General features: G+C 68.2%; 17 protein-coding genes. 3 read left to right on the plus strand and 14 right to left on the minus strand.

The window, feature by feature from the left end:
• Nucleotides 1–30 precede the first annotated feature (30 nt).
• The 12 genes from QBL25_RS10840 to QBL25_RS10895 all read right to left on the minus strand — a co-directional run bounded on the left by QBL25_RS10840 (nucleotide 31) and on the right by QBL25_RS10895 (nucleotide 10,154).
• Complete coding sequence (locus QBL25_RS10840) at nucleotides 31–1,293, minus strand: hypothetical protein (protein ID WP_409056811.1); 1,263 nt, start codon at nucleotides 1,291–1,293, stop codon at nucleotides 31–33.
• Nucleotides 1,287–2,630, minus strand: a complete 1,344-nt coding sequence (locus QBL25_RS10845) for a hypothetical protein (protein WP_409056812.1) — start codon at nucleotides 2,628–2,630, stop codon at nucleotides 1,287–1,289. The genes QBL25_RS10840 and QBL25_RS10845 overlap by 7 nt, the downstream gene beginning before the upstream one ends.
• Nucleotides 2,554–3,822, minus strand: coding sequence for a hypothetical protein (locus QBL25_RS10850; protein ID WP_409056813.1), 1,269 nt, complete (start codon nucleotides 3,820–3,822; stop codon nucleotides 2,554–2,556). The genes QBL25_RS10845 and QBL25_RS10850 overlap by 77 nt, the downstream gene beginning before the upstream one ends.
• 3 nt (nucleotides 3,823–3,825) lie before the next feature.
• Nucleotides 3,826–4,200 carry a hypothetical protein gene (locus QBL25_RS10855; RefSeq protein WP_409056814.1) on the minus strand — a complete coding sequence of 125 codons (375 nt, stop codon included), beginning with the start codon at nucleotides 4,198–4,200 and terminating at the stop codon, nucleotides 3,826–3,828.
• 2 nt (nucleotides 4,201–4,202) lie between these two features.
• Nucleotides 4,203–4,427, minus strand: a complete 225-nt coding sequence (locus tag QBL25_RS10860; protein ID WP_409056815.1) for a hypothetical protein — start codon at nucleotides 4,425–4,427, stop codon at nucleotides 4,203–4,205.
• Nucleotides 4,427–5,419 (minus strand): NlpC/P60 family protein, encoded by a 993-nt coding sequence (locus QBL25_RS10865; RefSeq protein ID WP_409056816.1) that lies wholly within the window; start codon nucleotides 5,417–5,419, stop codon nucleotides 4,427–4,429. The genes QBL25_RS10860 and QBL25_RS10865 overlap by 1 nt, the downstream gene beginning before the upstream one ends.
• 135 nt (nucleotides 5,420–5,554) lie before the next feature.
• Complete coding sequence (locus tag QBL25_RS10870; protein WP_409056817.1) at nucleotides 5,555–7,312, minus strand: type IV secretory system conjugative DNA transfer family protein; 1,758 nt, start codon at nucleotides 7,310–7,312, stop codon at nucleotides 5,555–5,557.
• A gap of 226 nt (nucleotides 7,313–7,538) precedes the next feature.
• Nucleotides 7,539–8,651 carry a hypothetical protein gene (locus QBL25_RS10875; RefSeq protein ID WP_409056818.1) on the minus strand — a complete coding sequence of 371 codons (1,113 nt, stop codon included), beginning with the start codon at nucleotides 8,649–8,651 and terminating at the stop codon, nucleotides 7,539–7,541.
• Between the two features lie 8 nt (nucleotides 8,652–8,659).
• Nucleotides 8,660–8,845 carry a hypothetical protein gene (locus tag QBL25_RS10880; RefSeq protein WP_409056819.1) on the minus strand — a complete coding sequence of 62 codons (186 nt, stop codon included), beginning with the start codon at nucleotides 8,843–8,845 and terminating at the stop codon, nucleotides 8,660–8,662.
• On the minus strand, nucleotides 8,845–9,183 hold the full coding sequence (locus QBL25_RS10885; protein WP_409056820.1) for a hypothetical protein: 339 nt from the start codon (nucleotides 9,181–9,183) through the stop codon (nucleotides 8,845–8,847). Before QBL25_RS10885 ends, QBL25_RS10880 begins: the two co-directional genes overlap by 1 nt.
• Complete coding sequence (locus QBL25_RS10890) at nucleotides 9,180–9,512, minus strand: hypothetical protein (RefSeq protein ID WP_409056821.1); 333 nt, start codon at nucleotides 9,510–9,512, stop codon at nucleotides 9,180–9,182. The genes QBL25_RS10885 and QBL25_RS10890 overlap by 4 nt, the downstream gene beginning before the upstream one ends.
• A 261-nt stretch (nucleotides 9,513–9,773) precedes the next feature.
• A complete protein-coding gene (locus QBL25_RS10895; RefSeq protein WP_409056822.1) occupies nucleotides 9,774–10,154 on the minus strand; it encodes an RRQRL motif-containing zinc-binding protein in 381 nt (126 codons plus the stop codon).
• A 1,019-nt stretch (nucleotides 10,155–11,173) separates the two neighbouring features.
• Here QBL25_RS10895 and QBL25_RS10900 point away from each other — a divergent pair.
• The 3 genes from QBL25_RS10900 (at nucleotide 11,174) to QBL25_RS10910 (ending at nucleotide 13,505) form a co-directional block, all read left to right on the plus strand.
• Nucleotides 11,174–11,548 carry a GntR family transcriptional regulator gene (locus QBL25_RS10900; protein ID WP_409056823.1) on the plus strand — a complete coding sequence of 125 codons (375 nt, stop codon included), beginning with the start codon at nucleotides 11,174–11,176 and terminating at the stop codon, nucleotides 11,546–11,548.
• Nucleotides 11,549–11,788: 240 nt separating this feature from the next.
• Entirely contained in the window at nucleotides 11,789–13,003 is a 1,215-nt protein-coding gene (locus tag QBL25_RS10905) for a helix-turn-helix domain-containing protein (RefSeq protein WP_409056824.1), read from the plus strand.
• 52 nt (nucleotides 13,004–13,055) lie between these two features.
• The gene (locus QBL25_RS10910) at nucleotides 13,056–13,505 is read left to right on the plus strand and encodes an NUDIX domain-containing protein (RefSeq protein WP_409062608.1); all 450 of its coding nucleotides are present in this window, start codon (nucleotides 13,056–13,058) and stop codon (nucleotides 13,503–13,505) included.
• A gap of 44 nt (nucleotides 13,506–13,549) precedes the next feature.
• Here QBL25_RS10910 and QBL25_RS10915 read toward each other — a convergent pair whose 3' ends face one another.
• On the minus strand, nucleotides 13,550–13,855 hold the full coding sequence (locus tag QBL25_RS10915; RefSeq protein ID WP_409056825.1) for a hypothetical protein: 306 nt from the start codon (nucleotides 13,853–13,855) through the stop codon (nucleotides 13,550–13,552).
• Nucleotides 13,852–14,055: a toxin-antitoxin system HicB family antitoxin gene (locus QBL25_RS10920; protein WP_409056826.1), complete on the minus strand. Its 204-nt coding sequence runs from the start codon at nucleotides 14,053–14,055 to the stop codon at nucleotides 13,852–13,854. The genes QBL25_RS10915 and QBL25_RS10920 overlap by 4 nt, the downstream gene beginning before the upstream one ends.
• Between the last annotated feature and the right edge of the window lie 78 nt (nucleotides 14,056–14,133).

Here is a 14,133-nt window from a genome sequence, read left to right on the forward strand (position 1 = left end):
GGGGCGGGGTGTGGCAGGTGCGGGAGCGGTTCAGGCTGCGTGGTCGATGACGTTCGGCGGCATCTGCCAGCCCCACTCACGCCCTGCGGCGGGGGCGAGTGGGGGTGTCTTGCCCTGGGCTGCGTCGCGGCGCCTGGAGGTGAAGCAGAGCCGCCGCTCGTAGTCGGTGACCAGGGTCTGAACGAGGTTGACGTGCCGTCCGGTCTGCCAGATGGCCTGGCCTCGGCCGAGCAGCGGGATTTGGCGCACGGCCCAGTCGGGCAGGGAGAACAGGCCGCGGCACTGCTCGGCTTCGTCCTCGTCCATCTGGTGCAGGATGCGGGTGGAGGCCAGGCGCAGGAGGTCCTTGGCCTCTTCGGACTTGGCGTCCTTGGCGCTGTGCGCGACCGAGGTGACCGAGAGGCCCTCGCGGCGCGAGTACTTCATCATCCGCTGCAACAGCGCGGCCGTGGCCGGGTGTTTCAGGATCTGCCAGGCCTCTTCGACGATGAGCGTCGAGTGGATGCCGTGCTCGGCCCCGCCCTGGCCGAGCCACACCGACTCCAGGAACACCCCCACCACCGACATCAGCGCGGGCAGGGCGATGGAGGTGCGGTCGATGCGGGAGAAGTCGAACACCGTCAGCTTCTCGTCCAGCGACACCGACGTCTGCCCATCGAGCATGCCGCGGGTGGCCGAGCGGATGAACGGCGACAGCGCCTGGACGACCTCCTGCCCGAAGGCGAGCAACTGCCCGCTGTCGAAGCGTCCGGGGATCGCATCGGCCTGAAGGGAGGTGACCGCACCCATCAGTCCCGACAAGGTGCGGGCGGCCGGCGACTCCATGGCCGCATCCAGTGTCATCCGCGCGCCGGGCGACAGCGGTCGGTGCCCACCGAGTTCGGCGAGCACGGCCACCAGCTGCACCCGGTGCAGCGGGGGAATCCGCGCATCGAGGGGGTTCATGCACACCCCCTCGCCGAAGCGGACCGGAGCGATGCGCAGGGCTGCGGCGACCGCGTCCCACTCGCCCACGCCGTCCTCGCCCTTGGCGTCCAAGACGGCATAGCGACGCCCGGGGCGGGCCATGTCCCGCAGCGCCATGACCTTGGTGTTGGTGGACTTGCCGTTGCCGAGCGTGCCCAGCAGGGCCATGCCGGTGGACGGCAAGACTTCCTGGTCACAGTCGACGGGGGTCAACCGGAAGGGCGAGCCGTCCAGCAGTGAGGCGCCGATCAGCGCCCCGTCGGTGACGGGTTTGCAGGCGTAGCCGGGATACAGGCCCGCTGCCTGGCGGGTGGTGGTGGTCAGCATGTGATCTCTCCTCCCGGAAGCGGCAGCGCGCAGTGCCAGCCCCTCTCGTGCTCCTTGTCCATCCACGTCAGATGGGCGCCGGTCGATACCGCGCTCTGCTCGACGTCCCGGCGGAACTCTTTGAGTTCGGCCGCATCGCGGGCCTGGATCATGATGCGGGCGGCGACCTTGACGTAGGCGGCGCCGTCGGAGATGTCTTCCTCATGGAGTTCGGCGGCCCGCTTGCCGGTGCGGGTGGAGGTCTTCTCCCGCCGCACGTCCTTCTCGTCGCGGGCGGTCGCGGTGCGCAGCATCTCCCCGGTCTCCAGCCGCTTCTCGGCCTTACGCCGATCCAGCGGCAGGTACTCGACCACGGTCGTCCGGGTGACGCGGGGCAGCGTCGTGATCATCGGGCGCCAGAACTCCGCCGCCCGCTCACCGCGCCTGAAGTCGGCGACTTCGGCAGTCGCGGTGAGGTAGTCACCGGCGCGGAAGTGGTCCTCGTGGATCTCGTAGAGGCTCTCGCCCCGGACCGTGGCCAGCGCGGTGTCCCAGGCGGAGCGGTCCCACATCGGGCCGGTGTCGATCCCACACACCTGCGCCTGCTCGAAGGCCGCCTGCGCCCAGGCCGTCTCCTCCTCGACGTCGGGGCCGTGGGCGGGTACGGACAGCAGGATGACGGTGGTGTGCACGTCGCACGCCCCGTTGACCATGTCCATCAACTGCCGGTAAGAGGCGGCCAGGTCGCCGTCCTTCTCGGCCCGGATGTCGTGCTCTCCGGCGTAGGGGCTGACCGCGTGGACGATGCGCACACACGAGCCGTGGCCGGTGGCCGCTACCCATTCCAGGAACGCGGCGAGCGCGTCGTGGGCGCGGTCGCGGTGGGCGCCGTCCTTGAGGGCGGCGCCGTCGGTGACCCACTCGAACGCCGCCAGCATCCTGCCCGCACCCTGCGGGAAGGCGTAAGGGCCGCGCTCGTGCCAGATCAGGTTATTGATCTTGGTGAAGGCGTCGTGATGGGGCAGGGCCCCCTCCGCATCCGGTGCGGCGGGGGCCTGCTCGCTCTCGTACTTCCTGACGGCGCGCTCCACAGCGCGCTTGCGCAGCGCGTGGCCGCTGTGGCGGGCGACGCGTTCGACGACCGTGGAACCGCCCGTCTTGACCAGGGCCAGGGCTCCGGCCAGGGCGGCGGGGACGATGCAGGTGAGCGTGCCCAGGATGCCGGGGACCGCCACGCCGTGGGTGACGCTCATGGCGACCCCGGCCCCGATGACCGTCAGATCAGTACGGGAAGGGGGGAGCTTGAGCGTCTCGGTCTCGTACAGCGGGTCGAGCAGGTAGGTCCGGGACGCGGACATGACCGATCCTCTCCTGTCGTTGGGGGGACTTGCGGACGGTGCGAGAGGCGGCGGGCTCGGGCTGGGATGCCTGTGCCGGGTGGGCGGGCGCCTTCAGCGCCGCCCGCACTCCCTGGCCGCTGCCGGGGTAGGGGCGGCGCCGTGCGGGGTCGTGGACGCCGGTGGCCTGTCGGGTCGGCCTCCGCTTGCCGCGGAGCGCCTGGGCGCGGGCCAGCCGCTTGGCGTGGGCCTGGCGCTCTGCGTCGGCCGGCAGCTTGGTGACTGCGGTGCGTCCCTCGCTGCGGGTCTTGAGCTTGGGGGCGCGGGTGACGGCGGCGGCGACGTTCTTGGCCATCTCCGGCAGGCTCAGCAGGATGTACAGGCACACCAGCGTCGTGCTCGCGGTGAGCAGCAGATCGGTCAGGGCGCTCTTGGGCAGCACCCTGCGGAACATCAGCACGATGGAGATCGGCACCCGGGCCAGGAACACCGCCGCGACCAGATGCAGCAGCGTCTTGCCGCTGCGCGAGCGCATCCAGCCCTTGCTTACCCCCAGCGCGGCAGACAGCGGCAGGAACACCACCGCAGCCAGCACGGCCACGGGGGAGATGACGCACAGCAGCCACAAGGGCCCGACCGCGAGCAGCACCACGAAGGCCTGTGCGAGACGGCCGTAGGGGTTGCCGTTGGAGCCCAGCAGGGACTTTTCCATGCCCTTGAAGGGATGGTCGGCCAGGTCGGCGTACAAGAGTGCGGAGAACTGGCCGAACGCGAACGCGATCAGCCCCACGGCCATCGGGATGACGGTCACCAAAAAGAGCAGGGCGAAGAACCGTCCGCCGGCCGAGCCCGCCTTCTTGAAGGCGGGCCCCGAGGGGCGGGCGATCCAGAAGATCAGCCCGCCCACCAGAACGACCGCCCCGATCAGCACGGCGATACCCGCCACCGGGTTGTAGACCTTGGCCAGCGCGCCGCCGCTGATGCCGTCGAGCGGATCGGCGGCCGCCATCATCGACTTGTCCATGAGCCGGTAGAGGGCAGCCGCCTGGTCGGACAGCCAGTCGGCGGCAGAGCCCAGCGGATCCATCGAACCGGGCATCTCCGGTGTCAGATCGTCCGGATCCGTCCCGCCGCCGTCCTCGCCTCCACCCTGGCCCTTCTCGCAGTACTTGTGAGCCGGGCCTTTGATGCGGGCGCAGGGATCATCGGCCACGGCTCAGCCTCCCAGCGCGGTGGCGATGGACGGGCCGATCGCCAGCACACCGAGCAGCAGCACGATCAGACCGCCCACGGTGATTGCGGTCTTCTTCAGCGCCGAGCCGTCCTTCTTGAACCCGGCCTGGATGCCGCCGCGGCCGGCCGAGATGACCGCCCCGGCCGCGATCGCCAGGATGACCGCGCCGATCAGGACACCCATGATCACGCCGTACAGAGGCAGGAACCCGGAGACGGGCGCCAGGTCCGGGCCGGTGTCGTTGACCGTCTTGACGACCTGCTTGGCGCCCTCCGAGCAGTCCTTCTTCCCGTCGGACTTGGTGATGCAGCCGTCTCCGGGGCCCGCGACGACGATCGTTCCGGTGAACTTGCCCATGATCAGAACTCCTTCTCAGAGGTGGTGAGGGGGAAGGTGTCGTGCTGGGTGACGGGGCGCTGGACCTTGGAGTGCAGCCGGTAGGCGACGATCGCCGTCGCGGCGCAGGCCAGGACCAGGAAGACGACCAGCCCCGTCAACACGGCGACCGTCGTTTCCAGGCTTTGGGCGGATGCGGCCACCGAATACATGGCCTGGGTGGTGGCGATGCACTGTCCGTTCGCCATCACGCCTCCTTGCTCTTGGTTTTCGGGTAGACCCGGCCCGCACCCATGTAGGTGTCCCACCAGATCTTTTCGATACGGACTTTCGCCCCGGTGCGGGGCGCGTTCAGGAAATGGCCCCGACCGAGATAGATGCCGACGTGGTCGATGTCGGCCGCAGTGGCCTTGCCCGTCTGCTTCTTCTTGCTGAAGAAGACGAGATCTCCGATCCTCAGATCGCTTTTCTCGACCAGGGATCCGTCGTCGTCGAGGTGGGTGTACTGGGCGCTAGCCACTCGTGGGAGCGTGACACCGGCCTGGGCGAAAGCGGCCTTGGTGAGACCAGAGCAGTCGAAACCGCCGTCGGCATCTCCGTTGCCGCCCCACACGTAGTTCTTGCCGATCTGAGCGGACGCGTAATTGACCGCCTCGATCGTGACGCTGGACTGCCCGCCGACCGTCTGCACCATTTTCGCGGCCGACGCCATGATGGTGGAGACGTAGTTCTCGGTCTCCTTGTAGGGCGGTATGCCCCGGTACTTTTGCACCGCTCCGGGACCGGCGTTGTATCCGGCCAGCGCCAATCGTGTCTTGTCGCCGGGGACGTCTTTCACGCTTCGGGAGACGGAGCACATGTACTTGGCGGCCGAGGGGATCGCGTCTTCCGGATCCCAGACGTCCTTCTTGCCGTCGCCGTTTCCGTCGAACCCGGAGTTCTGCCAGGTTCCGGGCATGAACTGGGCGATCCCCATGGCCCCGACCGGTGATTTGGCCCGGGGGTTGAACCCGGATTCTTGTTTGAGCTGTGCGGCCAGGATGCTGGGGGTGATGGCGTCGCACTCATTGCCCCAGGCGTTGAAGAGCCGCTCGTAGCGTGCGGGCACCGAGCCGGGCGCCGTGCGGTTGGCCACCGTCGTGGCCTTGCCGCTGACCGCCGGGTTGCCGGTCAGGCTCGTGGCGGTCACCGCCAACAACCCCGATCCGGCGACCATCAGGCCGATCGCGGACCCTTTCATCTCCCACCCTCCTCAGGTGTTTTCATGCAGGCCAGGAACTCTGTGCGCCACCCTGCGGGCACCCGGAGCCGACCCTGCGGCGCAGGGTGGCCGCAGGGTGCGAGAGGGGTGCTTGCAGGGTGGTCGGCAGGGTGCCTAGCGGGGCAGGATGTCGCTCAGGCGGCGCCCCTGGACGCGGTCGACAGAGACCGCGGGAATCGGCCGGCCGAAGGCCTGGGCCAGCCACGCGGAGACCGCCTTGCCCACGGCGGTGCGGTCCTCTCCTCCGGCGATGTCCACGCCCAGCTCGCGGAGCCTCGAGGCGAATTCGACGGTGGGAAGGAACGCGTGACCGTCGTAGGCCTCGCGGACCAGGCGCACGTGTTCTGGCTCGTCCTCGTGGAATTCCTCGGCCCGGGCGTCGATCGCTGCGTTGAGTTCCTCGTCCGTGACGAGGAATCCGCGCATCTCGCGGGCCTTGTCCTTGACCTGGAGGATCGCTGCCCCGTCAATGCCGGGGAGCTTGGAGGCGTCATGCCCGGCCCGTGCTGTCCCGCCGCCCAGGATGACGTCTGACTGTCCGGTCTCCGCGCAGCCGAAAGCGATGCGCACGCGGTGATTCGCCCGAATCGACGTGTTGATGACTTCCGCCTTCGGATTCTGCGTCGACAGCACGACGAGGATCTTCGACGAACGGAACTTGCGGGAGGCGGTCTTCAGTTTCGTCTCGAATGCGGTCGCCTCCTTCTTCGAATCGGCTTCATCGGTGTAGGTGCTTACCTCGTCCACGATGAACAGCAGCGGCCGGTGATTCGCTTTGCCGTTTCCGGCCCGCACCGATGCACTGTTTTCCGAAGAGCGCTGCGCGTGCTTGTCTTCCACGAACGCGATGATTTCCATCATCCGTTCGTGGTCGGGAACCTCTTCGTAGATCAGGCACGCCTTTTCCGCGTAGGCGAGATCGCCGTCACCCTTGGCGTCGACCAGGACGATGTCCCAGCCGTTGACCAGGGCGAAATAGACGAGCCACTTGATCTCTTCGGTCTTTCCACCCCCGGACGATCCAGCAATCAGCATGTGCGTTTCGCCGACCGGGGACTTGATTTCCGTCATGGCGCCGTACATGTCGTAGCCGAGGGGAATCACGCCCCGGTGGGCGGCTTCGACCGGATCGGGAAGGGCGGGGATGCGGCTGTAGATCGGTTGGTCGAGGACGGTGATGACGACCTGCCGGGAGGTGGTCCCCGGGCGCATCGTGAGCTTCGTGGCGTCCACGTCGAGCCAGGAGATGACCCGTTCCAACTTGGCGGCGACATCGCCGTACACGCCGCCGGGCGGCAGCTCGATGACCCACTCTTCCCCCAGGTCGACGCGCCCGCGGCTGAGCGTGCGGGCCTTGCCCGCCGCGTAGTCGAGCTTCAGCGCGGCTACCAGGTGGGGGGCATCGTCGCTTTGGAACGACGCTGCCACGTCCCCCGGCACCGTGTGGTGCGTTCCCCACGCGGCCTCCCCCGGGGGTCCCGGCGGGGAGGTGACCCCTTGGGCGGGAACCTCGCAGGCTCCCATGGAGGTGTGTGCTGGCGCGGCGTGCAGGCCTTCGGAGGCGAAGGCGGCAACGACGTGCGCGCTCTTGCGCTGCCGTGGCCTTCGGGTGCGCCGGTAGGCCCGGGTCATGGCCAGCACGCACGAGCCGACCAGCAGCACGGCGATGCCCAGCAACCACATGCGGTTGTCGTAGACCCAGGTCTCGATCGCGTCCCGGTAGACCAGCCCGGAGGCGGGCCCGGTGACAGCGAGCCCGCCAATCAGCCATCGCATCTCCTCGGACAGCGGCCTTTTCGCCGGGGGCCTGCTCGGTTTCGGTGTCTCTTTGACTTCCTTCTCTTCGACCTCGTCGACCGCTTCGGCGGCCATGCGTCCTCATCTCTCGTGTGGCGACAGGTGGACGGTCTCCCCTGGGCGGGATGCGGATCTGCACGGCGGACCTGCGGGACCTGCGGACGCATGTCCGCCAGCCCGCCAGCCGCCGGCCAACCGCTGGCCCGGGGGGGGGAAGGGGTGGTGCATCGACTGTCTTCCGGCAGTCGCAACGAAGCCCGGACCACCTCAGGTGGGCCGGGCTCCATTGGTGTGTGCCGGATTACGCGGGCTGCTCGGCGAACTGCGCTTGCAGCTGCTCGTAGGTCTTGGCCATCCGCTCGTAACTGGCCTTGGCACCCTGAGCCTTCATGGCCTTGATGAACCCGTTGAGCGACTTGGGCGGCGCCAGCTCGGTGAAGATCCGGCGCCCGGTGAGGTAGAGCTCCTCATCGCTCAGGCCCGGCTTGCGGCCTGGCCCCTCGGAAAGATCCGAGGGCCCCTCGGAATCACCGTCGGCCACCTGCGACGCCCCAGCGTCGGCGGGCTGTTCGTGCAGCTCAGCGGTTTCCGAGGATTCCGAGGACTGCGCCCCGGGCGCCGGGCCTTCCGGGCTTGGCACGGCAGCCGGGTTCCGGTCCCCCTCGGAATTGCCGGGCGCACCGGTCGCGATTCCGAGGGGAGCTTCCGAGGGAGCAGCCGGGAGATGCAGGGAGCGGGCCGCGAACGCCTTCGCCGCCGTCCCGTGCTTGTCCTCCGAGGACTTCAGCGCCTCCTCGGCCTTGGCCCGCACCTTGTTGATCTTCTTTTGCATGCCGGTGGTGGCCTTCGCCCGCACCGCCTGGCGGTGCGCTTCGGCGAGCACCTCGGCCGTCTCGATGACGACCTCGTTCTCGGCCCGCGCCTTCAGATGCCGGGCATCGGCGTAGGTGAGTGCCAGGGTGTTGCGGGCGGACGCGGACTGCTGGGCGATGGCGCGGGAGGTCGCGTCATCGGCGAGCAGGTGGTCGGCGAAGATCCGCAGCCCCATGAACACGGCGGCGGCCACCGGGACCAGGGCGAAGACGCGGGCGTGCCCCATCAGCAGCAAGATGGCGACGGAACCGGCCATCGAGAGGACGGCCACCGACAGCATCACGACCATGCCCAGGACGCTGCGCTGGCGGATGGCCTGCTCGCTCATCTTCAGCGCGCCGATCCACAACGCGTCAAAGACCAGGGCGATGGACCAGGCGACAGCCGTCCCGAGGGTCCCGTGCAGACCGAGCAGCGGGGCGAGCTGGCCGCCGACGGTGATCGCCACGACGGTCAGAGCTGCCAGCGTCAGCAGCTTCTCGACGACGGCAAACGGGTTGAAGCCCTCGATCCTTTCGAGGGCGGTGGATGTGCGACTCACGATCACTCCTATGGTTTCCGCTTGGCCTGACGTGCCCGGTAGGCGTCCTGAAGCCGGGCGAAGTGCTCGTACAGCCGTGCTCCCTCCCGGCAGTCCTGATCGGACCGGCAGGCGGCGCACTCGATGCCGTGCTGGACGGAGTCGTCGTAGGCGCGCATATAGCGCACGTACAGCTCATCCGTCGGTTTGGCCATCAACGGCCGGCTTTCGCGACGCCCAGGCCCTCCCGAACGGGTGCGTCGGCGTAAGCGATGAGCCGCACCGTGGCACCGGCGAAGTCGGCGCAGGCCTCCAGCACCCAGGTCGTGCCGTCGCTCTGGGTGTGGAAGTCCACGGCATCGCGGGCGATGCCCAGCGCGATCCGCCAGGGCTCGAAAGTCCCGAGGTCGTCGTACAGGGACAGTTCCAGCCGCTCCGGATAGAGAGGGGAGACGTGCACGGTCGGGGCAGGAAGATCGGGGAAGTCCACCGTCAACAGCCGCAGGGTCCGCAGCGAAACCGTCAGATACTCCAGTGCCAGATCTGTCCTCACGCCGCCACCGCCAGGCCCTGCGTCCCGCACGCGACCGGACGCCGGGCCGCAGCCTTGCGGGCCCGCTGTCGCCGCGGAACCCGGGCGGGCAGGTCGCTTGCCTTCAGCAGCTCGCGGGCGTAGGCCGCGGCCACCGGGTCGACCTGACGCAACTCGGCCAGCACGTCTCGGGCCACCGCCAGCCGCGCCGCGCGGTCCTCCTCGGACTCTGCGGCGGTGCCGGTGAACAGCTCCGTGTCGAACCCCGCCGCACGCTCGGTGAAGCCCAACGCGAGTTCCGCGAACTCCTTCGCAGTAACGGCGGTATGACCAGCAACGATGCACTTCATGGGTCGTGGCTCCCTAGATCAGATGGAATGGGCACGGCCCGAACAGCGCCCCCGGAGTAGCCGCTCCGGGGGCGCCAGCCGTACGAGAGGAATGCCGCCGTCACGGCGGCGCGGTCGCGCGGGCGACCGCAGCGCCCCGGCCGGGAGTCGAACCCGGCTTTCGACCCTCGGGGCGGCCCATGGCGAGAAGAATTGGAAGGGGCCCGGACGGTGCTTTGGTATGCCGACCGTCCGGACCCCGCTGAGCAAAGTCGTGCCAGCTCAGTGAGTGTGCTTTGCGTCGTGGCACAGCAGGCACATACCGAGCGAGGTCGGCAGGCAGAAGCTGTAGATGACCCCGCAGACGGGGCAGGTGCGGCGGGTGAGCATCGCCAGCGCGAGCGCGCCCCACTTGCGCGAGGTCATCGGCCGCACCGGCAGCGCCTTGTCCAGGCGGTAGAGGTAGGCGACCTTCGCGCCGGACTTCCGGCCGCGCTGGCGCATCATGACCTGCGCCGCTATCGGCTGACCGCCCGGACGCAGCCCCCGCGCCCGCAACTGCCGGCGAGTGGCCAAATCGTCCGGAGCCAGCGTCCATGGAAAGGTCGGGACGCCGTAGCGGGCGCCAAGGGGATCAAAGCACTTGGCGTAGGCGGTCCCCATCAACGCCCGCCCCTGGCCCGGGCGTTGTCCTGGCTGGCCTTGTTCGCTTCGGCCGTCCTGCGGGCCAGCTCGGCCCGCTCCGCATCTGTCAGACTCGTGATCACAGGTGCCTCCTAGTCAGGTGCCCGTACGCGGTCCCTCGGGTGGCACCCCGGGGGACCGCTCAGAACCAGCTCCTCCGGCTCCCCTCGCCCCGCCCGTACGACGCGCCCCTTGCGGGACGGCCGGACGGGCGAAGGAGGCAACCGGCGCAGCGGTAACCGCCGCGATTCGGTAGGAGGGCGACCGGTCACCTGTGGCGTACTGCTCTGCCCACAGGTTGTGGACGAAACGGCGTTGCCGTGCCGGTCGATCACGGCAACGCCGGAGTATCTCGTCGGTTCACACCGACCCCCTTCACTTCAGAGGGATACGGCTTCACCGGCGGCGCGCTGATGCGGGCCACCGGCCCCGAGCCGGGAAAATCGGGTGCGTCATCGTCGCTGCTCTGACGCCAGCAGGGCGGCCCGCACCGGGCGGCGCCCCCGCTTTCAGGGGGCGTTCTCCGTTGCCGGTGGGCTTGGCGTGCCGCCGACGACATCACCCGGTCGCCGCGGGGGCGGTCTCACTCTTGCCGCCACGTGCGTTGGGGCCCCGCTGTCCTTCCCCACACCCGAAACCAGGTGGCGCCTGCCAGGCGCGTAGGGGGAGAGCCACGTTCATCGCGGTGGTTTGCCCCCGGACCCTCGCCCTAGGCACCTGCCACGACCGCCGCTCTCGCGTCAGCCCCGCACGATCACTCTTCAGTTCTCAAACAACGGCGCTGCATCTCCGCCAGGCGCGGTAGCCCTAATCGGGCTCCCGATTGCTCGGGACCTGTCGGCGCGCTCGTTTAAGCAGGTCAAGACCTTGCAGCCACAGCTCGTGGAGCTCTTCCGGGCTCCGTCGGCGGCGCAGGTTCAGATTGGCCTAGGTCAGTTTTTCGCGCAAGGGGTTCCGTGGAAAAAGTTGGATTGACCTAGATCGGTTAAGCTCTAGGGATGGACTGGATGGAGTGGGGCGGCGGCAGCCCACCGACGGCGAAGGACATCGCGGCGTACTACCGATCCCGGATCGCGACCGGTGAACTGGAGCCGCTGGCTCCACTCCCGCCCGGCCGGAAGCTCGCCAAGCACCTGAAGGTTGCTCTCGCGACCGTCCAGAGTGCCTACGACGTACTGAAGATCGAAGGTCTGGCGGACTCCCGTCCCGGCAGCGGCACCTACGTTGCCGAAACCACCGACGGCGGGAGTGCGCAGGATCGAGCCCAAGGGCTTCGCGAGTTGCAGGGCCAGTTGAGTGCTGTCACCTCTCAACTCGCCGAGCTTTCCGAGCGTGTGGCGAAGCTCGAAGGAGACCGGACCGACTCCGAGTAGGGCCCGGGCGGTGGTCCTGCCTTCGTTGCGGTGGCGGTGCCCTTTCGCGGGGAGCTCCTCAGAAGCCACCATCAAGTGGTGCTGCTCGTCTGCCGGCAGAGGCATAGCCGTACCCTTCGTCGTCGTGTCGGGTGTCTGGCTCCCGACAACCAAGACGCTATGGGCCCCTCATGACCCGACCCCGGAAAATCCTTCCGGGGTCTATCTGCGAACCGAGGCGAGGCTGAAGTCATGCGAGGAATGACGCAGCAACTGACGATCGGCGAGCGGGTTGCGTGGTACCGCCACCGCCGCGGCATGTCTCAAGAGGTGTTGGCCGGACTGGTCGGCCGCACCGCGGATTGGCTCGGCAAGGCGGAGAACAACCGCATCGAGCTGGACCGCCTCTCTGTGATCCGCGCAATGGCTCACGCGCTGGACGTGTCCATCGCAGACCTCATCGGCGAGCCGACCCTGTTGGAGTGGTCGACAGACAGCGGGCGACGCACGGTCCCTGCGCTGCGCGAAGCGCTGATGGACTACCGGCAGTTGACCCCGCTCCTTGGGGCGCCGACGGATGGCGAACCCCCGGCTCTGGCCGCTCTACGGTCCGACGTGAGTGAGGTGTGGGATGCCTACCAGGGGTCTCAGTACGGGTTCGCGACCCGGCAGCTGCCCTTGATCCTCTCGGATGCCCTGCTCGCAGTCCGTGCGTACGCGGGGGAGGAGAGAGAGGAGGCGAACGCGCTGCTGGCGTTGACGTACCAGGGGGCAGCGATGGTGCTCGGCAAGCTGGGTGAGAACGAGCTGGCTTGGATGGCGGCGGATCGCGGACTTGCTGCCGCACAGCAGAGCGGGAACAACGTCATCGTCGGATCGCTCTTCCGGTCGGTTACGCACTGCCTCCTGTCCACCGGACGCTACGAGACTGCGGTGCAGCTAGTGAGTGATGCGGCCGGCTTCCTTGAGTCTGGATTGGGGGAGGCGACCCCCGCATACCTGTCCGTCTACGGAACCCTCTTCCTGACGGGCTCGATGGCTGCGGCTCGTGCAGAGGACCGTGCGACGACGCAGGCCTTCCTGCGTGAGGCGGATGCGATGGCGTCACGGCTTGGGGCTGACGGAAACCACATGTGGACGGCCTTCGGGCCCACCAACGTCGCGATCCACAAGGTGGCCACTGCTGGTGAACTCGGCGACTTCCAGGTCGCGGCCGAACTGGGGCCGCAGGTCGATACCAGCGGGCTTCCTGTCGAGCGCAGGGTGCGGCACAACCTCGAAGTGGCGCGGGCGCTCAGCGCTTGGAACCGCACTGATGACGCGCTCAGCATGGTTCTCGACGCAGAGGAAATGGCACCGGAGCAGGTCCGGCACCACTACATGAGCCGAGAGATCGTACTCGGCTGGGTCCGTGGAACGCGCGGACGGCCAACTCGCCCGGTAGCAGACCTGGCCGAGAGGCTTCGAGTGGTGTGAGCTGGTTAGGCTCGGTCTTGTGAGCGAGACCGAGAACGAACACGAAGCAAAAATGGCGCGCCCGCGGATGGCCTCGGGCGCGCTCTTTTTTGATGCCCAGGGCCGCGTCATGCTCCTTGAGCCGACGTACAAGGACTACCGGGACATCCCAGGTGGGTACATCGACGCCGGTGAGTCACCGCTACAGGCGTGCGTCCGCGAGGTTCGGGAGGAACTCGGCATCGCACCCGAGATCGGGCGCCTGCTTGTCGTCGACTGGGCGCCCAGCCCCTCCGAAGGTGACAAGGTGCTGTACCTCTTCGACGGCGGCACCCTCTCCGACCAGGTCCGAGCACAGATCAGGTTGCAGGAGTCGGAGATCAAGGCGTACGAGTTTCACGCCATCGCAGCGGTGGAGGGCCTCACCATTCCCCGTCTCGCACGCCGCATCCACGCGGCTGCGATTGCGCGCGACGAGGGCGCCGTGGCGTATCTCGAACACGGCCTGCGACCTGAGCAGTGAGTTTTCGCGGCCCCAGTCGCTGACCACCTGCTCCCCCTGGGTCCTCACAGCCCCAGAACGGAACGTACGGCCTGCTCGATGCGAGCCATGGTTTCTTGGCCCACCTCGCCCAGTAGCTTGGCGTTCTCGAAGCGCCGAGCTGCGTACTGGGTGACGTTCACCGGGACTGCGACCGCTCGCACGGGGTCGGCGATCGGCACGGATACGAGGGTGTCGGGGTAGGCGCCGGCCGGATGCAGGAGCAGGCAGACGGCGGCCTGGAACTTCGTGTTCACCTCGTCGATGGAGAGCACGACTGCGGTACGCATGGCGTCGCCCACCGGGATCTCCCAGACGGTTCCGCGCTTCAACGGATGTCCCCCGCCGGATCGTCGTCCCCAGTGTCGACAAGCAACACCCCCGCACTGTCCACGGCGGCTAGCGCTTCACGCAGGGTCTGATCTCGCAACGTCCGGACCATGTAGGCGTTCAAAGACAGCCCAGCCTCAGCCGCTGCCTTCCGAACCTCAGCATCCAGGTCATCCGGTATGCGCACGGTGAATACACTCATGCCACCACTGTAGTAGTTCCTGTGGGCACCGGGTAGGCGTCTGTTGCGGGCACCTGAGAGAAGATCTTTGCCTAGTGC

It is taken from the genome of Streptomyces sp. SYP-A7185 (genome assembly GCF_046103685.1).
GTDB lineage: Bacteria > Actinomycetota > Actinomycetes > Streptomycetales > Streptomycetaceae > Streptomyces.